The 18,090-nt window shown below is 61.3% G+C and carries 13 protein-coding genes; 6 read left to right on the top strand and 7 right to left on the bottom strand.

Features of this window, described 5'->3' with window-relative positions; translation table 11 throughout:
* Nucleotides 1–2 precede the first annotated feature (2 nt).
* Nucleotides 3–431 (top strand): hypothetical protein, encoded by a 429-nt coding sequence (locus G489_RS0101755; RefSeq protein WP_029040065.1) that lies wholly within the window; start codon nt 3–5, stop codon nt 429–431.
* A gap of 82 nt (nt 432–513) precedes the next feature.
* Here G489_RS0101755 and G489_RS0101750 read toward each other — a convergent pair whose 3' ends face one another.
* The gene (locus G489_RS0101750) at nt 514–3,228 is read right to left on the bottom strand and encodes a ribonuclease E/G (protein ID WP_029040064.1); all 2,715 of its coding nucleotides are present in this window, start codon (nt 3,226–3,228) and stop codon (nt 514–516) included.
* A 581-nt stretch (nt 3,229–3,809) separates the two neighbouring features.
* Here G489_RS0101750 and G489_RS18675 point away from each other — a divergent pair.
* Together G489_RS18675 and G489_RS0101740 are read left to right on the top strand one after the other, a co-directional pair.
* A complete protein-coding gene (locus G489_RS18675; RefSeq protein WP_051332197.1) occupies nt 3,810–5,045 on the top strand; it encodes an N-acetylmuramoyl-L-alanine amidase in 1,236 nt (411 codons plus the stop codon).
* A 147-nt stretch (nt 5,046–5,192) separates the two neighbouring features.
* Entirely contained in the window at nt 5,193–7,604 is a 2,412-nt protein-coding gene (locus G489_RS0101740) for a penicillin-binding protein 1A (protein WP_029040063.1), read from the top strand.
* 69 nt (nt 7,605–7,673) lie between these two features.
* Here the strand turns inward: G489_RS0101740 and G489_RS0101735 are convergent, their stop codons facing one another.
* From G489_RS0101735 to G489_RS0101720, 4 genes are all read right to left on the bottom strand, one after another.
* The gene (locus G489_RS0101735; protein WP_029040062.1) at nt 7,674–8,252 is read right to left on the bottom strand and encodes a YceI family protein; all 579 of its coding nucleotides are present in this window, start codon (nt 8,250–8,252) and stop codon (nt 7,674–7,676) included.
* Between the two features lie 48 nt (nt 8,253–8,300).
* Nucleotides 8,301–9,158, bottom strand: coding sequence for a hypothetical protein (locus tag G489_RS0101730; RefSeq protein ID WP_029040061.1), 858 nt, complete (start codon nt 9,156–9,158; stop codon nt 8,301–8,303).
* Between the two features lie 223 nt (nt 9,159–9,381).
* Nucleotides 9,382–9,867, bottom strand: coding sequence for an outer membrane protein (locus G489_RS0101725; protein ID WP_029040060.1), 486 nt, complete (start codon nt 9,865–9,867; stop codon nt 9,382–9,384).
* 239 nt (nt 9,868–10,106) lie between these two features.
* Nucleotides 10,107–10,655 carry an outer membrane protein gene (locus tag G489_RS0101720; protein WP_029040059.1) on the bottom strand — a complete coding sequence of 183 codons (549 nt, stop codon included), beginning with the start codon at nt 10,653–10,655 and terminating at the stop codon, nt 10,107–10,109.
* 339 nt (nt 10,656–10,994) lie between these two features.
* On the opposite strand from G489_RS0101720, the gene prfB reads away from it, so the two are divergent.
* Together prfB and G489_RS0101710 are read left to right on the top strand one after the other, a co-directional pair.
* Nucleotides 10,995–12,108 (top strand): peptide chain release factor 2 gene (prfB, locus tag G489_RS0101715; protein ID WP_155889281.1). Its coding sequence is split into 2 segments (ribosomal slippage): nt 10,995–11,063 and nt 11,065–12,108, totalling 1,113 coding nucleotides; the frame shifts between segments, so codons are not numbered across the junction.
* A 32-nt stretch (nt 12,109–12,140) separates the two neighbouring features.
* Nucleotides 12,141–12,494: a VOC family protein gene (locus G489_RS0101710; protein WP_029040057.1), complete on the top strand. Its 354-nt coding sequence runs from the start codon at nt 12,141–12,143 to the stop codon at nt 12,492–12,494.
* A gap of 18 nt (nt 12,495–12,512) precedes the next feature.
* Here the strand turns inward: G489_RS0101710 and G489_RS21530 are convergent, their stop codons facing one another.
* Both G489_RS21530 and G489_RS0101700 read right to left on the bottom strand, forming a co-directional pair.
* The gene (locus tag G489_RS21530; protein ID WP_155889280.1) at nt 12,513–13,649 is read right to left on the bottom strand and encodes a M23 family metallopeptidase; all 1,137 of its coding nucleotides are present in this window, start codon (nt 13,647–13,649) and stop codon (nt 12,513–12,515) included.
* Between the two features lie 113 nt (nt 13,650–13,762).
* Entirely contained in the window at nt 13,763–14,224 is a 462-nt protein-coding gene (locus G489_RS0101700; protein ID WP_029040056.1) for a peroxiredoxin, read from the bottom strand.
* A 177-nt stretch (nt 14,225–14,401) separates the two neighbouring features.
* Between G489_RS0101700 and G489_RS0101695 the strand changes: the two genes are divergently transcribed.
* Nucleotides 14,402–17,839, top strand: a complete 3,438-nt coding sequence (locus G489_RS0101695; RefSeq protein WP_155889279.1) for an AsmA-like C-terminal domain-containing protein — start codon at nt 14,402–14,404, stop codon at nt 17,837–17,839.
* Nucleotides 17,840–18,090: the final 251 nt, after the last annotated feature.

The following is an 18,090-nucleotide window of genomic DNA, read 5'->3' as shown; positions in this document are numbered from 1 at the left end:
GAATGGACTATGTGAATTACGTGCTGCTCTGGGCCCACTTTGTCGGGCTCGGCATGGGTGTCGGTGCCGGCATGTCCGGCGGCGTGCTGGGTGGGTTTATCGCCTCGGCTTCTGACGAGACGCGCCCCAAATTCTGGGAAATCCAGGCCGGCATAAGCCGACTCAGCAAGATCGGGCTGGTCCTGCTGATTGTGACCGGCATCATCCTGGTCTTCACCAAATTCGGTGGCATCGGCGAAATGCCGTGGGCCTTCTGGGTCAAGATGGTGCTTGTCGTCGTTATGCTGGTGCTGGTCGGGCTGGCGGAGAGCGCCGGCAAGAAGGCACGCAAGGGCGACAAACAGGCTGCAGGCCAGCTCAAGCGGTATGGCCCTGCAACCGGCGTGGTCTCTTTCCTGGTGATCCTGTCGGCGGTCGTGGCCTTCAACTAGGCCGCAGGCGACACAGCTCAACAACGAAAAGCGCCGCCCGATGGGCGGCGCTTTTGTGTTCGGGGTGGATGGTGTTCGGCGGTCAGCCGCGCTGCCACCAGCCGCGCTTGGGCTTTTCGGCGCTGCTGCCCGATGTCGAGGTCACAATGATCTCGTCGGACTCAGGTGCGGCGGCCTTGCGCCGGGAGGGCTTGTCCTCGGACGCATCAGCGTCAGCCATTGCCGGCTCCTTGTCTTCAACCGGGCTGTCCTCAGCCGAACTGTCCTCAGCCGAATTGTCCTCAGCCACTGGAACAGGGGCATCATCGGCCTTTTCGGACTTCTCGGCGCCGTCACTGTCGCCTTCGAGGTCCTGGGCAGCAGTTTCCACCTTCTCGGCGTCATCGGTTTTCTTGCTGCGACGGCGGCGCGGCTTCTTGGCCGGCTTTTCCTCGCTGGTCTCGGCGCTGCCCGCCTTCTCGACCGCGGCGACCGCTTCGGCATCGCTCACGGTTTCGGCAGGTTCGGCGTCAGCTGCAGCAGCATTGACGGTCTCGGCTCCAGCCTCATTGAAAGAGGCATCTTCCGAGGAGGCATCTTCGCCGTCATTGCCGGGCGCATTGTCGCCAGCATCCTCCTTTTCAGAGGAGCCAACAGCCTCGGTCTGGGCGTTGCCGTCAGAATTGGCCTCGTTGCCCTCATTGCCACGCCGATTGCGTCGGCCGCCGCGACGCCCGCGCCGGCGGCGCTTGCGGGGCTGGTTCTCGTCGTCATCGTCCTCATCGCCCTGGCTGCGCGCTTCGGACTTGTCCTCCTGCGCCTGGGCGGAATCGGCCTCGCTGTTGGCCTCTGCCTCGTCCTCGCCACCGCGGCGACGGCGCCGGCGGCGCTTATTGCGGCCCCCGGCATTGTCATCGAGCTTTTCTTGCTGCTCTTGCTGCTCTTCCTCTTCGCGCTCAGGCGCGTCCATGACACCGGAATCGAGCCGGACATGGCTGACAATCGCCTCGGGCGCCGTGATATCGAGACGCTCGATATTGTACTGGCTGGCGCCGAGATCGGGCTGGGCGGACACCTGGATGGCCAGGCCGAAGCGCTGCTCGAGTTCGCTCAGCAACTGACGCTTGGCGTTGAGGATGTAGAGAGCGACTTCCGCCGGCACATTCACGCAGATCGACTGGCCGGGCTTGCGCCGGACATGGTCTTCCACCGCCCGCATGACCATCAGCGCGAGGCTTTCTACCGAACGGATCAGGCCGGTGCCTTCGCAGTGCGGGCACGGCTGGGTCGAGCTCTCGAGAACGCCGAAGCGAATGCGCTGGCGGCTCATCTCCATCAGGCCGAAATGCGAGATCCGGCCGATCTGGATGCGCGCGCGATCATGCTTGAGGCAGTCCTTGAGCTTACGCTCGACCGTGCGGTTGTTCCGCTTCTCCTCCATGTCGATGAAGTCGATCACGATCAGGCCGGCCAGGTCGCGCAGTCTCAATTGCCGCGAGATTTCCTCTGCAGCCTCGAGATTGGTCTGCAGCGCCGTGTCCTCGATATTGTGTTCCTTGGTCGACTTGCCCGAGTTCACATCGATCGACACCAGTGCTTCGGTCGGGTTGATGATGATGTAGCCACCCGAGGGCAGGGTCACCCGGGGCGAGAACATGGAATCGAGCTGAGATTCGATCCCGAACCGCGAAAAGACCGGCTGATCGTCCTTGTAGGGCTGCACATGCTTGGCATGTGACGGCATGATCATGCGCATGAAGTCCTTGGCTTCGCGATAGGCCGCGTCGCCGGCAACGATCACTTCGCCGATATCCTTGTTGTAGAGATCGCGGATCGAACGCTTGATCAGGCTGCCTTCCTCGTAGACGAGCATCGGCGCCGTGGATTCAAGGGTGAGGGAGCGCACATTCTCCCAAAGCCGCATCAGGTATTCGAAGTCGCGCTTGACCTCGGCCTTGGTGCGTGAAGCACCGGCGGTGCGCAGGATCACGCCCATGCCCTCGGGCACGTCGAGCCCGCCGGCAATGTCCTTGAGGCGCTTGCGGTCTGCAGCGCTGGTGATCTTGCGGGAAATCCCGCCACCGCGGGCCGTGTTGGGCATCAGCACCGAATACCGGCCGGCGAGCGACAGATAGGTGGTGAGCGCCGCGCCCTTGTTGCCGCGCTCTTCCTTGACGACCTGCACAAGCAGCACCTGGCGGCGCTTGATGACTTCCTGGATCTTGTACTTCTTGGCGCGGCCCTGGCGGCGCTGCGGTACTTCCTCGAGCGCATCGTCGCTGCCGAGCTGCTCGATGGAGTCCTCTGCGGCCTCGCCATTCTCGTCGCTGCCGTTCTCGTCGACATCATCCGACGCTTCACGCGGCGAGGCATCCGCATCGTCTGCCGCACTTTCCGCGGCTTCCTCGCTCACGCTGGGATCGGCCTCGCCAGAGGCGGCGGCATTGTCGGCTTGCGGTTTGCGGCGGCGCCGGCGGCGGGAGGGCTTGCGCGCTTCCGCATCGTCTTCTGCAGCCTGTGCAGCATCCTCTTCGGCCTGGTCACGCAACAGCGCTTCCCGGTCGGCGACGGGGATCTGGTAATAATCGGGGTGGATTTCGGAGAAGGCGAGGAAACCGTGGCGATTGCCGCCGTAATCCACAAAGGCGGCCTGCAGTGACGGCTCAACCCGCGTTACCTTCGCGAGATAGATATTGCCGCGCAGTTGGCGGCGGGTGGCCGATTCAAAATCGAATTCTTCGAGACGGTTTCCGCTAGTGACAACTACTCTTGTTTCTTCCGGGTGGATGGCATCCACCAGCATCTTCTTTGAAGCCATGCTTAAAAACTCCGCGCGCCCTCGCACCCCGGTCGGGGACGGACGGCATAGCGCCGGTCCTCTCCGTTTCGCCGGGTGGGGCGGACATAGGGAAAATCAGCCGAGCGGAATCGCCGCCGGCCATCAGGAACGGGCGTGGTGATGGGGTGATGTGGGAGAATTGGCGGCGCCGAACGGTATCCTGTTCGTTCTGCCAGAGATTGCCCATCAAGTCACTTCCGGTTGTGGGCGGGCGCTATTGGGGCCCGCCGACTGGCTCTTTGGGAGCCGAAACTCGCTTTGGACATGTCTTGTGCCGGATCCCGGACCATGCCGGTCATCCGGATCTGCATGTGCTCTTGGCGGTATATGCGGTCCGGATTGTCGTCCGACAAGGTCCCGGGCGGTTTTGGGTATCGCCGTTGACGGCGCTGCCCACCGACAGGTCCGCCTGTGTCTTTACGGTTACAACGTCAATTGTGCAACAAATATTGTTCACCCCAACGAAACTGCGGGGTTTCACGCCTGCGTCAACATGTTACCCCATTCGCGCGCAAGCTGATGCGCTCCTGACACGAATCACTCATGGCGCTGCCGACCTGATGACACGGACCATATTCCGCCCGTTTTCCCTCGGTTTCCTTGCCTTTGCGGCGTTTTTGGCCATTGCCCTGGCGCCAGGCATTGCTCAGGAGCCTTCCGAGAAGGAGGCTGGTGCGGCCGCACCTTCGGTGCTCGGTGCCCGCATGGTCACCACCGCCCAGCGTGGCCGGCTGATCCTCGACCTGAGCGGGGCGACGCAATACACAATTCATGCCGTGACCGACCCGGACCGCGTGGTCCTGGAGCTCGACGCGGCAGGTGTCGAATTCGATACCCCCGCAGAGATTGCCGAGCCAGGTCTGGTCGGCCGCTACTCGGTCGGCATGGTGGACGAAGGGTCGGCGAGGGCCGTCATGTTCCTCACCGGACCCGCCAAGGTGCAGCAGGCCTATGCGCTTGAGGCCTTTGGCGACCAGCCCGCGCGCATCGTGGTCGACCTCATTCCGGACACGGCGGAAAACTTCGCCGCCAATGCCAAGACGGCAGCGCCCGCCGCTTCACAAGCGGACACGGCTTCGCCCGATACACAGGCCCAGCCCGACGGTGCCTCGACGGGCCGTCCGCTGATCGTGATCGATCCCGGCCATGGCGGCATCGACAGCGGCGCCCAGGCCGCCAACGGGTTGCTGGAAAAGAACGTGGTGCTCGAATTCGCGTTCAAGCTGCAGGAATATCTGGTCGAATCCGGCAAGTTCGACGTGGCGCTGACCCGTGACAGCGACGAGTTCCTGTCGCTCGAGGAGCGCGTGACCCTGGCCCGGGAGAACCAGGCCAGCCTGATGGTCTCCCTGCATGCGGACTCGTTTTCCCAGCCCAATGTGCGCGGCGCGAGCGTCTATACGCGCGACGAGGAGGCCACCGACATCCTCGACAAGGTATTGGCGGAACAGGAAAACAAGGTCGATCTCGTGGCCGGCTTCTCGCCACCGGACGGTGACAACGCGGTCGTCGACATCCTGGTCGACCTGATGCGCCGCGATACACGCCGTCAGGCCTATCTGGCTGGCGACGCGGTGGTCAACGCACTTGACGCTTCGGTGAGGATGCGGCGTTTCCCCTTGCGCAAGGCCGACTTTTTCGTATTACAGGCGCCGGACGTGCCGTCCATCCTGGTCGAACTGGGGTTCCTGTCGAACTCGGAAGACACGGCGAACCTCAACACCGACCAATGGCGCGACCGCGTCGCATCAGCGCTGGCGCGGGGCATTCTGGCCTATTTCGAGCAGCATGGATGATGCGCGCCGTCGTGTTTGGGCAACACTGCCCGGACAATTGCCCCGAATGGGGCAGGGGACCGCGATCCGGTCCAATTTTCGCCGCGCTTTGTTAGAATAGCACGGCAAATCAACGTGCCCCGGGAATGGGGCGGAACGGGGATCTCGATGTTTCGATTGCTGGGTTGGCTCTTCGGGTTCGGCACTTTTGCCGGTCTGATCGTGGCAGGTGTTGCAGGCTATTATGTCTGGAACCTGTCCCAGGATCTCCCGGACTATACCGTCCTCAAGGACTACCAGCCGCCGGTCACCACCCGTGTTCACGCCGCCGACGGCACGCTTTTGGCCGAATATGCGCGCGAGCGCCGCCTGTTCCAGCCCATCGAGACGATCCCCGATACGGTGCGCGAAGCCTTTCTGTCGGCGGAAGACAAGAATTTCTACGGTCATGGCGGTATCGCCATCGAAGGCATCCTCCGCGCCGTCCGCGACAATGTCGAACAGGTCCTCAATGGCACGCGCGGCCCGCTCAAGGGCGCGTCGACCATCACCCAGCAGGTGGCCAAGAACTTCCTTCTGACCTCGGATCAGACCTATGAGCGCAAGATCCGCGAAGTGCTGCTGGCGCTCAGGATCGAAAGCACGTTCTCCAAGGACAAGATCCTCGAGCTCTATCTCAACGAGATTTTCCTCGGGCTGAATTCCTATGGCGTCTCGGCCGCCGCGCTCAACTATTTCGACAAGGCGCTTTACGAGCTGACGACTGCCGAGGCGGCTTATATCGCAGCGCTGCCCAAAGGGCCCTCGAACTACCATCCCTTCCGGCACCCGGAAGCCGCCATTGAACGCCGCAACTGGGTGCTCGACCGCATGCTCGAGAACGGCTTCATTGATCAGAAAGAGCATGACGAATCCCAGGCCGAGCCGCTCAATGTGGTGCCCCGCGCCCAGGGCTCGCAGCTCTATTCGGCGGAATACTTCACCGAAGAGACGCGCCGGCGCCTCGCCGAAATCTATGGCGAAGAGCAGCTTTATGGCGGCGGTCTTTCCGTGCGGACAACGCTCGAACCGCGCCTGCAGGCCTATGCCCGCAAGGCGCTGATGGACGGGCTTGTCGATTTCGACCAGAAACAGGGCTACCGCGGCCCAGTGGCGACCATCGAGCTGGACGATGATTGGGGCGACGACCTCAACGAAATCAGCCCGCTGAGAGACGTGCCCGAATGGACGCTGGCCGTCGTGCTGGAGCTTGAGCAGAACGCGGCCACGATCGGCCTGCGTCCGGAAAGCGACGTCGATGGCCGCCTGTCGGTCGACCGCGTCACCGCCAGCCTGCCGGGACCCGAGCAGAAGTGGATCGCCAAGCCGCTGAGCCAGGTGCTCAATGTCGGCGACGTGATCTATGTCGAGCCCGTCGAAGGCAAGGAAGGCGTGTTCCAGATGCGCCAGGTGCCCGAGATCGAAGGCGCCATTGTCGCCATGGACCCGCGTACCGGCCGCGTGCTGGCGCTGGTCGGCGGTTTCTCCTTTGACGAATCCGAGTTCAACCGCGCCACCCAGGCGCTCAGGCAGCCCGGTTCGTCGTTCAAGCCCTTCGTCTACGCCGCAGCGCTCGACAACGGCTACACACCGGCCTCTGTGGTGCTCGACGCGCCGCTCGAGATCCAGAATGATGATGGCTCGACCTACCGGCCTGAAAACTACTCCAACCAGTTCTACGGGCCACAGACCCTGCGTCGAGGCATCGAGCGCTCGCGGAACGTGATGACCGTACGCCTTGCCAAGGACATCGGAATGCCGATGGTCTCCGAATATGCGCGCCTCTTCGGCATCTACGACGATCTGCCGGCCTATCTGGCCATGGCGCTTGGAGCAGGCGAGACGACGGTTCTCAAGCTGACTGCCGCCTATGCTACGATTGCCAATGGCGGACGCCGCATCGTGCCGACCCTCATTGACCGTATCCAGGACCGTTATGGCGAGACGGTTTATCGCCATGATGAGCGCATCTGTGACGGGTGCGACGCCCAGTCCTGGCAGAACCAGTCCGAGCCGCTGATTATCGACAATCGACAGCAGGTCCTCGACCCGATGACCGCCTATCAGGTGACATCGATGCTTGAGGGCGTAGTGCAGCGCGGTACCGGCACGCGGGTGAGGTCGCTCAATCGTCCTGTCGCGGGCAAGACCGGCACCTCGAACGACTACAAGGACGCCTGGTTCGTAGGCTTCACGCCGGACATGGCGGCGGGCGTCTACATCGGTTACGACACGCCGCAATCCATGGGGCGTTCGGCAACCGGCGGTGAACTTGCCGCACCGATCTTCACCGATTTCATGGCCAAGGCGCTGGCCGGCAAACCGCCGACCCCGTTCAACATGCCCGGCGGCATGACCGAAATGGTGATCGATCCGGCAACCGGCGTGAAGGTCGCCTCGGGCGGCATTGTGGAAGCGTTCAAGCCCGGAACCGGCCCCAACCTCATCACTTCGGTGATCGGGGTCGATTCGTCGGTCTTCACCGATTCCCAGACCTTTACCGGCCGTCAGTTCGACGAGGGCCGCGGCGGGCTGTTCTAGGCTTTCCTGACACAAAAAACCGGACCGCAGAGGCGGCCCGGTTTTCTCATTTGCAGATATGCGCGCTTGTCAGTTCTTCGTGGCTTCGATGTCGATCTCAAGGGTCACGTCGGGGCCAAGACCGAACTCGGTGAACTTGGCCATGCCGAAATCGGCAGGTTGCACGGTTCCGGTAGCCGAAAAGCCGGCCTTGAAGGTCGACGGATCCCAGGGCAGGGCAATTTCCTGATTGAAGACGGCATCGAGGGTGACTTCCCTGGTCACGCCGATGATGGTCAGATCGCCGGTGATCGTGCCCGTGTTTTCGCCTGTTTGCTCGATCGAGGTCGATTTGAAGCTCGCCGTCGGGAACTCGAGCGTGTTGAAGAAGTCGGGGCTGCGCATATCCTTGTCGCGATCCTCGAAGCCCGAAGATATCGTTGATGTGTCGATGGTCACTTCGACAGCGCTGTTGCTCACCTCGTCCTTGTCCCAGGTGATCGAACCGGTGATGCCGGAGAACAGGCCATGCGCGGTTGTCCAACCCGCATGAGAGGTTTCGAACGCCACCCAGGCGTGCTGCGGGTCGACGGTGTAGCTGTCGGCGGCAAGTGCCGGGGCAGTCAGGGCAAGCGCGGCAAGGCCGCTGGTAGTAATGGTCTTGAGCATATTCCTCTCCTTGGGGGTATGGGCAGGGTTGCCGGCGGCTGTTGCTCTTCAGCCGGCGGATGAAAGCAGGGCCGCGATGACGGCGCCGATGACGGGAATCGCAGCCGCGAGGCCGAATACAAATGGACGGGCCCAGGCCGGCAGCCCGGCCGGAACCGGCACGCGCTGCGCGGCAAGAGGCGCCAGCGCCAGCAGGAAAAAGCCAAGCGGGCTGGGCGTGGGCGTGAAAAGCGCCGAAATCAGTACAATGGCCGTTAATGTGCCCGACAGAGCCCGGGCTGCGGCATCGGGACCAAGTTCGGGCGGCCCCGATCTACCGAGGATCGATTTGCTGTAGGTAACGATCAGCAACCCGCCGGTCGCGGCGGCCAGGCCGCCGGCCAGTTGGGCCATGCCCACAAAGCCACCGATCAGCGTGAGAATGCTCGCGCCGATCGCGGTAACCAGCGTGCCAAGGCGAAAACGGTAGAAGGCATCTGTGTGTGCGGTGCCAGCCTGTGCGGCACGGCCGGCAAACCCGGCTGTTGCCAGGCCGAACAGCGCCGGCAGGGGGGTGAGCCAGGCAAGCGGCGCCCAGTTTGCGGGCGAAGCCAGACGGGCGCCACCCAGCCAGTAGAGCGCGATGAAAGACAAAGCGACATAGACCGCCGCGGCTATCCAGCGGGACGTCAGGCTCATCAGCGGCGCAAGCAGAACGGCCAGAGCGATGACATAGCCAAGGCGCTGCTTGGAGGCGATGGGCGGGAAGGGCGGTACACCCTCGGAATTGACATAGACGAGTATGGCGAGCAGGCCGGCGATCGCCCACCAGACCAGGCGGCGCGGCGGCAGGATCAGCAGGACAAGACCCGCGCACAAACCCAGCCCCAAGGGCACCAGCACTGTTGATACGATCAATGGCGACATGCTGACCTCCCCGGTTCGAGGGAAGGCTAGTGAACATGTTAATTAGCGACAAGCATCACGGTGCGTGTGGCCTCGAAACACATTGTTTGTCGGCCATTGACAGTGAGATCGCAGCGCGCGCGTGGAGTTTCACAAAGGCAGGGGTGGGAGAACTCAACTCACACATGAGAAAAGGCCGGCAAACGCCGGCCTTTGAACATCATTTCGATAAACCTGTTAGCGCTTATTCGAAATGCCAGTTCCAGGATGCCGACAGTTTGTGCCCCCAGAAAGGCCCGTTGGTGTGATCCAGATAGCTGTATTTCACATCGATTGTTGAACTGTCGCCAACAACGAACTCCGCACCGATGCTGCCTGTCGCATATACCCCGCCGGGCTGGTAGCGGTGCAAGCCAAGCGCGGCGTACACAAGCATATCATCGGTTACCAGATAGCCCGCGCGCGCCTCGGCCCCCACGGCGGTGGTGCTGTCGGTGAAATCGGTCACATATTCGGCATAGACCTCGGCGCCAAGCACTACGCTGGAGGCCAGGAAGTTGAAGCCGGCGATGCCCTGAAATTGGTATTCCTGATCTGCAGGGCCACCCGAGGTAAGGCCTGTGCTGCCGAAACCAACGCCTGCATAGAACCCCTCCCAGTCAAATCCTGCATAGGGATAGGGCGGAGTTGCGGGCGGCTCTTTGTACTCAAGCGTGAGATCGGTCGCCATGGCGGGGCCGGCTGCCAAGGCGCAAGCCGCCACGAGTGAAGCGATTGTAAAACGGATTCCCATCGTCAGCTGCCCCCAGCAAATTCATAACCCCCCTCTTGTCGCCGACGAGAGTTAACCTCGCGTTAAGCATAGTGCCGTGAACCGAGAACAGTGGCATGGCGGGCCGGCCGCCCGGGACAAAAGAAAAGGGCCGGCAATGCCGACCCTTTTCCAAGGGACCTGAAATGGACAATCGACTAGTCGATGTACCAGTTCCAGGAAGCCGAAGCGCGGTGGCCGATGAACGGAACAATCTCATCTAGTTGATACATGTAGTCATAACTTAGGTCGATCGTGCTCGATTCAGTAACGGCAAGTTCAACGCCACCGCCGAACATTGCGTAGTTCGCGCCGCCGTCGTACCGGTGTAGGCCGATGCTGGCATAAATCAATGCATCACCACCGGCAATGACACCGGCTCGACCTTCAACCCCTCCAGCAACACCAGATGCGGCGAAGTCATCCGAGTTGTAGTACTCGATGTAGCCCTCGATACCAAAGACCAGATCATTGCTCACCATGTTGGCGCCTAAAATCGCCTGAAGACTAAGGTAGCTGCCAGAAGTGATACCGTCGTCGAATGCGATACCAGCGACGCCAACACCTGCGTAAAAGCCGCCCCAGTCAAAGCCGGCCGGCGCGGCCATTTCGTCATATTCGGGAAGCAGAAGATCGGTGGCGGAGGCGCCGGTCACCAGAGCAGTGCTGGTGACGAGAGCTACAGCCAGAGTAGAAAAGAGTTTCATGAAGTGTCCCCTCCAACTTGGACATATCGGCAAATTCATAACCGATTGAATTGATTGCCGATCCGCACGGACGCCGCAACCCTGGAATCCGATAATTCTACGCAATACTTTTGAGATGGGAGGGGTGTTGTCAAATTGCAACAGAAAAAAATAGCCTATAAAGACTATCTGATACGTAGAAGCCGTAGTTTTCTACAAAAGTACTGTGACTGATTTTCTCTATGTGAAATGACGTCAGGCGCTCAGACCTATGACGGGAATCACCCGGGACTTGATGGCGCACATGCGATTGGGTAGAGACGGCAGTCCGCGATTCCGGTCCCGCCCGATGGAGGTATCATGCGCGCCGAAGTGCAGTCCCAGATCGACGAAATCCAGCAGGCGATCACCCTGCTGAGGAGGCATCTTTGACTGGGATACAGCCCAGGACCGCCTCGACGCGCTGAACGCGAAGGCCGAAGACCCAGATTTGTGGAACGATCCGCAGAGCGCTCAACAGGTGATGCAGGAACGCCAGCATCTCGAAGGGCAGGTCACGCGCGTGATCGAATTCGAAACCGCACTTCAGGACAATATCGACCTGATCGAACTCGGCGAGGCCGAAAACGATGCCGATGTCGTGGCTGAAGCGGAAAAGGCAATCGGCGATCTGGTGCCGCAGGCCGCGCGCATGCAGCTTGAATCGCTGTTGTCGGGCGAAGCGGACAGCAATGACTGCTACCTCGAAGTTCACTCTGGCGCAGGCGGTACGGAAAGCCAGGACTGGGCCAACATGCTCTTGCGCATGTACACCCGATACGCGGAGCGCCGTGGTTTCAAGGTCGAGGTCATGGAAATCCATGACGGCGAAGAAGCCGGGATCAAGTCCGCGACACTGCAGATCAAAGGCCCTAACGCCTATGGGTGGCTGAAGACCGAAAGCGGCGTGCACCGGCTTGTGCGCATTTCGCCCTATGACAGCCAGGCGAGGCGGCACACCAGCTTCTCCTCGGTCTGGGTCTATCCGGTGGTCGATGATTCAATCGACATCGAAATCCCCGAATCCGACGTGCGCATCGATACCTACCGCGCCTCGGGTGCCGGCGGGCAGCACGTGAACACCACCGACAGCGCCGTGCGCATCACCCATTTGCCGACCAATATCGTTGTGCAGTGCCAGAACGACCGCTCCCAGCACAAGAACCGGGCCACGGCCTGGGACATGTTGAGAGCACGCCTCTACGAGCATGAACTGCGCAAGCGCGAGGAAGCGGCGATGGAAGAGGCGTCCCAGAAAACCGAGATCGGTTGGGGCCACCAGATCCGCTCATACGTTCTGCAGCCCTATCAGTTGGTCAAGGACCTGCGCACTGGCGTTGAACACACCTCGCCAAACGATGTGCTGGATGGCGATATCGACGGGTTCATCGAAGCGGCGCTGGCCGAGCGCGTTGGCGTCAAGGACGCCGACTAGACACCAGAATTCGCATGGCCGGAGAGAGGCACATGACCGTCAGGCGCATTGTGACCAACATCGCGGCAGACCAACTGGATAAGGCCCGAAGCTTTTACGGCGATGTCCTCGATATGGATATCGCGATGGATCAGGGCTGGATCGTGACATTCGCGGCCGGTGAAGCCGCGACGCGCCCCCAGATCAGTGTCATGACCGAGGGCGGTTCAGGCACACCGGTTCCGGACATCTCGATTGAGGTCGACGATTTTGATGAAACGCTCGAGCGGGCGAGGAGGGCCGGCTTCGTTATCGAGTATGGGCCGACAAATGAGGATTGGGGCGTGAAGCGCTTTTATGTCCGGGATCCGTTCGGGCGCCTGGTCAACATTTTGACCCACGTTTAGCGCCACTGTCCGCGCCGGTCAGAGGAACTTCGACAGCCGGCTGCCCGCATTCATGAACCGGGCCGGATTGACCGGCTTGTCGTTGAGCCGGACCTCGAAGTGAAGGTGGGCACCTGTGCTGCGCCCGGTCGAGCCGACCTTGCCGATCACGCTCTCGAACGTGACCTGCTCGCCCTTGCTGACAAGAATGCGCGACAGGTGGGCGTAACGGGTCACAAGCCCGTTTTCGTGCAGGATCTCGATCGCATTTCCATAGCCGCCCTTGCGGCCCGCAAAAATCACCTTGCCGGCCCCTGCAGCGCGCACCGGCGTGCCGCGGCTGGCGCCGAAATCCATGCCGGAATGGAAGGCGCTTCGCCCGTTAAACGGGTCGTGGCGATTGCCGAAATTCGATGTGATGGCATAGGCGGCGGAAAGCGGGCGGTGGACCGGTGCGCTGGCAACCAGCTGTTTGGCGCTGACGAAGCGGTCGAGCGACTGAATGACCTGGTTGGCGGCATCGACATGAGCAGTCATGTCGGAATCATCGAGCGCCGGAATGAACGGACCACCCTGGGCGACCTTGGCACCGGGCAACTTGGTCGATATGCCGAGCTGTTCCATCTCGGAAAGTATGGAATTGGTCGATTCGTCGGCCGCCCGGGCAAGGGCGGACATCGCCATCAGCGTCTCGCTCTGCATGGTCTCGATTTGGTCGATCAGGCCTTCAACCCCCCGGCTTTCATCGTCAAGCGAAAACAGGCTGCTGGTCAGTTGAGGGCGGGCTGTGGAGGTGGGGACCTTGACCTCAATGCCCATGGAGCGGGCCTTGTCGGCGAGCGCCTTGACGTAGTCTTGCTGCTCGGCAAGCAGGCCTTGCTGGGCCATCAGGTCCTGAAGCTGGAGGTTAATGTCTCCGCTGCGGGCGTATTGGCGCGAGTGCAACCGGTCCACCTCGAGCCGGAGGCGGGCGATACGATCTTCATAGACGCCCATGTCCTCGCGGGACTGGTTTTCCATCAACCGGATGACATCCGGACTGAAGACCAGGGCCAGCCCGGTTGCGACATTACTTGCGAAAAGCCCCGCGATCAGCAGATAGACGAGGGCGAAGGCGCCCCTGTGTGTTTTCCGCTGACGTGAATTGGCGCCCATCCTTTGCTGTGGCTTGATCACCAATCTGCCCCACTCGATACAACTCAAACTCGGGAGCAGTGTGCCGCTTCATGGTTAATAAACGGCTTATTCGCCTCATTTGTGGTTGACGAGACCTTTCGTCGCCCCGGGAATCAATCGAGATCCTGAGCTGCCCGCAGCACGGCCTCGGCGTGACCCTTGACCCGCGTCACCACCCATTTGCCCGCGATTCGTCCATCGCGACCAATGAGATAGGTCGTGCGCACGACACCCATATAGGTTTTGCCGAAGGTCTTCTTTTCCTGCCACACGCCATAGGCCTCAATCGCCTCATGCTCCGGATCGGCGGCCAGAACGGCAGCGAGCTTGTGCTTTTTGCGAAACCTGGCGTGAGAGCTTTCATCGTCGGGCGAAATCCCCACCACAATCGTGTCTGCTTCGGCGAATGCCTCGGCGAACTGACTGAAATCAATGGCCTCCTTGGTACACGTCTCGGTGTCGTCCTGAGGGTAGAAGAACAGCACCACCTTGCGGCCAAGATGTTCGGATAGAACGAAGCGGTCGTCTGCATCGGTTGCGAGCGCGATTTCGGGGGCAATGTCACCGGTATTCATGGTCTTGGTCCGTTTCGTTCGACGGTGGGAGCGCCGGTGGTACCAGCAAGCCGTGCAAAACGCCATATTGCCGCCCCCATCATCGGCCATCAGCGCAAGACTTGGCGCGGCAACCATGCAACAGTGTCAGGAAATGAATCGCTCAAATCATTCGCAGTGAACCAGCAGCCGCAAAACGTGACGATCGAGCCAAGGACCATGGTGCATCACAAGCGCCGCCGCGCCCGCTGGCCGTTGATCGTGGGTGCGGTGTTCATGTTGGTGCTGGCGGTGGTCTATGCGCGGCTGATCATCGGCCCGCAAGGCGTCCCGTTCCTGCAGGACACCGCAGAGCAATACGTCAACGAGAACCTGCCTGACGGCTTCACTGCCGAATTCGGCGGGGCGGGCATTGCCATCGAAAACGGCGTCCGCCCGATGATCGTCCTGTCGCCAATGACAGTGCATGACGTGTCGAGTGGCGCGACCATTTCGCTCGATTCAGTGCGGGTGGCATTCTCGCCAGTTGCCGCGCTGTTCGGGCGCCCGGCGGCGGAACTGATCCTCGACACCCCGCAAGTCCAGATTTTCCAGGATTTCTCAGGCGTGCGGCTGGCGTCCTTGGAGTTCACCGAGGGCGAGGACGAACTCAGCACCGTCCGGGTCCTCGAAAACCGGACGGAACAACAGACCGTCACCATCGACGAATCCGGCATCGGCATGGGGTCGTCAGCCGAGCTTGTGTCCGACAATGACTGGATCCAGGCCGGCGTGAACGCGCTGGAGGGACTTTTCGCCGATCTCGGGAAACGCTTCACGGCGGGTGAATTGCGGCAGATCGAAGTGCGTGATGCCTCGGTCGAGATGATGGATGGTGTCTATCGCCTCTACCGGCATTTCGAAGCCTTCGACCTTCTGATCGAACCAGAAGCTGATGAGGGCGTGCGCATCGCGCTGGCGACCGAGATTTCCGGGCGGGACACAACGGCCCGGATTACCTGGCAACCCACCTCCAACGAAACCAGCAAGGTGATCGCCAATATCGTCAATGTCGATCTGGCCGTGTTTCTGCCGGTCCTCGACGATGAAGAGGGCTACTTCTCGGTCAAGGGCGGTTCCAACGTCGATCTCGAACTCGATTTCGGAGACGAGGGGATTCGCCATGGCCGTATCGTGTCGGACATTTCGGCAACCTGGCTGCAGATCTTCGACGATTTCTACGCCATCACCTCAGAACCGACGATCGTAGAATGGCGTCCGCAGGAATCGACCTTCGAATTGCTGCCGACCCGCATGTCGATCGGACAATCCTGGACCACGATCCAGGGCACCTTCGTGCTGGGCGTCGACGAGAATTACGGCCCGACCGTCGGCATCCTGTTCAAGGCGACCGACACGATCCTGCATCCCGAGGATCTCGAAACACCGGGCAAGAAAATCGAACTGGTCGAGTTCCAGGGTTGGTCCGCGTCGGTCTACGGCGCGATCGGAGTCGACAAGGTCAATGTCCGCGCAGGCGGGCTTGAAGCCAGCGCCGAGGGACGGTTCGACTTCATCCAGAAGGGGCTGGGCATCAATCTTGATGTCGCCATGCGCGGCGGCACTGTCGACCAGGTCAAGCGGATCTGGCCCTATTTCATCGGCAAGGAATTCCGCGACCAGTTCGTTCAGATCGTCGCCGGTGGGCAAGTCACGGACGCCACCTTCAAGGTACGTCTCGATCCCGGCACCGTTTCGGTCGACGGTTTCACCAACAATCGGGTTCCCGCCGGCGGCATCCGCATCGAGGCCCGCGCCAGGGACCTTGAACTGGCGCAGCTCGAAGGCACGCTGCAATTCGATATCGATGGCCCGGTCAGCTTCCTGATGAACGACAATGCCATCACCTTCCGCCTCGACCGCGGTTTCGTGCGCGAAGGCGATCGATCGATCGAGATCAACAATCTGGCCTATCTCAACACCGACGTGTTCGCGCCTGATCAGGTGTTCGAAGTCTCGGGAGATGTGACGGGGAATCTGGGGACGGTGACCTCATTCGCAAACCGCGAGCCGTTCAAGCTGCTCGAAGACATCGAGCTCGATGTCGATCCTGAATCGATGACCGGCGATGTCGCGGTGACCCTGATCGCCAACGTGCTGCAGGACGCCACGGGCCGCATGTCGGGAACTGATTATACGCTCAACGGCTCGGTGCAGAATTTCGCGTCTTCGGAGCCGATCGGCGACTACATGATCGACAATGGCATGTTCAACGTCGTGGCATCGCAGGCGGGCTATCAGATCGTCGGCAAGGCCGATATCGACGGCGTTCCCACCGATCTCGACTTGCATTCCGGGGATGCCGGCGAACTGATGATGACGGCTTCCGCCGAGCTGGATAACGAAGCGCGTGAAGCGCTTGGCTTCGGCTTCGAACAGTTTCTTGACGGCACGGTGCGGTTCGTCTCGCGGCCTGTCGCAGATGACGTGCTGCAGATCGCGGTTGATCTGACCGACGCTTCGCTGACAATTGCCGATATCGCGGTCAACAAGCCCAAGGGCACGCCCGGGCAACTGACTGCCGCGATCCGGCCCGATGGCGACGTGACCAAGCTCGAGCAGGTCGAGTTGACCTTCGGTGATGTTCGCCTGGCCGGCGAATTGACCATCGACAAGGAAAACCAGCTCCGCGGGGCACAATTCTCCACGTTCCGGCTCAACGCCAATGATTCCGCCGCGCTGTCGATCGACGAGATCGATGGGGGCTATGCGATCTCGCTGACCGGCGAACAGCTCGATCTGAAGCCCGTTCTGCAACGATTCCTGGGCCTTGGCGAAAAGCCCGATGCGGTCGAGAAGAAGACCCAGCTTGGTGGGCAGACCTTCCAGCTCAACCTGCAGCTGGATCGGGCGCTCGGATTCTACTCGACCACAGCCTACAATTTCCGCCTCAACCTGGCGCTGGAAGGCACCGAGATGCAGCGGATATCCGCGCAGGGCCAGTTGGGCGACGACCGCAACATCTCGATCACCACCAACCCCTTGCCCAGGGGCCGGTCGATCTCGGTGGGCACCAACGACATGGGTACGCTGTTGCGGTTCACCGGCACCTATCCGCGCATGATCGGCGGGACGGGAAGCCTGGTGATCGACAATCAGCAGGGCAAGGGCAAGGAGCAGGGCGAGTTCGTGCTGCGCAACTTCACGATCGTCGACGAATCCAAGGTAGCCGAGGTCATGGGCAATCATCGTCAGAGCGCCGAGCGCATTTCGAACCAGAACCGCGTGAATTTCGAGAAGGCGCAGGTTTCGTTCCAGCGCTCGGGCGATGTCATAACCATCACCGAGGGCGCCGTGCATGGCGACAGCATTGGCGGCACGGTGCGCGGGAACATCTACACCAAGGCCGGCCGCTACGACCTGGCGGGCACTTATGTGCCGCTGTTCGGGCTCAACAACATGTTCCAGCAGCTCCCGATCTTCGGCCGGCTGCTTGGTGGCCGCGAAGGGGAGGGCCTTGTCGGTGTGACCTTCAAGGTGGAAGGGCCGCTCGACAATCCCGATTTCCGGGTCAATCCGGCCTCTGTACTGGCGCCGGGCGTCTTCCGCCGGCTGTTCGAATTCCGCACCGAAGATCCGGCTAACGTCCAGCAATAGACCGGGACAGCGGAAAGCGCGTTTAACAACCAACCAGCGTCATTCCCATGAAGACGGGAATCAAGCGCGCCATTTCTATGGCGCGTGGGACTCAGTGGCGCATGAGACCGTTTGCTTGTTTGAAGGGCTTTTCGGCGGGCAGGATTTCCCGCCGCTGGATTCCCGATCAAGTCGGGAATGACGGGTGAGGGTGGGGCGGCGCCCAGGCTCCAATCTATCTTCTCAAGATGAGGACGCGTCGCGTGTCCAAA

The organism is Cucumibacter marinus DSM 18995, from assembly GCF_000429865.1.
Taxonomy (GTDB): domain Bacteria; phylum Pseudomonadota; class Alphaproteobacteria; order Rhizobiales; family Devosiaceae; genus Cucumibacter; species Cucumibacter marinus.
This window is presented reverse-complemented; position numbering and strand designations above follow the sequence as displayed.

What these genes read in the sequence shown, in the direction of transcription:
- G489_RS0101755 (WP_029040065.1), top strand. Translation starts at nt 3, where the DNA reads ATGGACTATGTGAATTACGTGCTGCTCTGGGCCCACTTTGTCGGGCTC.
- G489_RS0101750 (WP_029040064.1), bottom strand. Translation starts at nt 3,228, where the DNA reads ATGGCTTCAAAGAAGATGCTGGTGGATGCCATCCACCCGGAAGAAACA.
- G489_RS0101735 (WP_029040062.1), bottom strand. Translation starts at nt 8,252, where the DNA reads ATGCTCAAGACCATTACTACCAGCGGCCTTGCCGCGCTTGCCCTGACT.
- G489_RS18675 (WP_051332197.1), top strand. Translation starts at nt 3,810, where the DNA reads ATGACACGGACCATATTCCGCCCGTTTTCCCTCGGTTTCCTTGCCTTT.
- G489_RS0101710 (WP_029040057.1), top strand. Translation starts at nt 12,141, where the DNA reads ATGACCGTCAGGCGCATTGTGACCAACATCGCGGCAGACCAACTGGAT.
- G489_RS0101730 (WP_029040061.1), bottom strand. Translation starts at nt 9,158, where the DNA reads ATGTCGCCATTGATCGTATCAACAGTGCTGGTGCCCTTGGGGCTGGGT.
- G489_RS0101720 (WP_029040059.1), bottom strand. Translation starts at nt 10,655, where the DNA reads ATGAAACTCTTTTCTACTCTGGCTGTAGCTCTCGTCACCAGCACTGCT.
- G489_RS0101740 (WP_029040063.1), top strand. Translation starts at nt 5,193, where the DNA reads ATGTTTCGATTGCTGGGTTGGCTCTTCGGGTTCGGCACTTTTGCCGGT.
- G489_RS0101725 (WP_029040060.1), bottom strand. Translation starts at nt 9,867, where the DNA reads ATGGCGACCGATCTCACGCTTGAGTACAAAGAGCCGCCCGCAACTCCG.
- G489_RS0101700 (WP_029040056.1), bottom strand. Translation starts at nt 14,224, where the DNA reads ATGAATACCGGTGACATTGCCCCCGAAATCGCGCTCGCAACCGATGCA.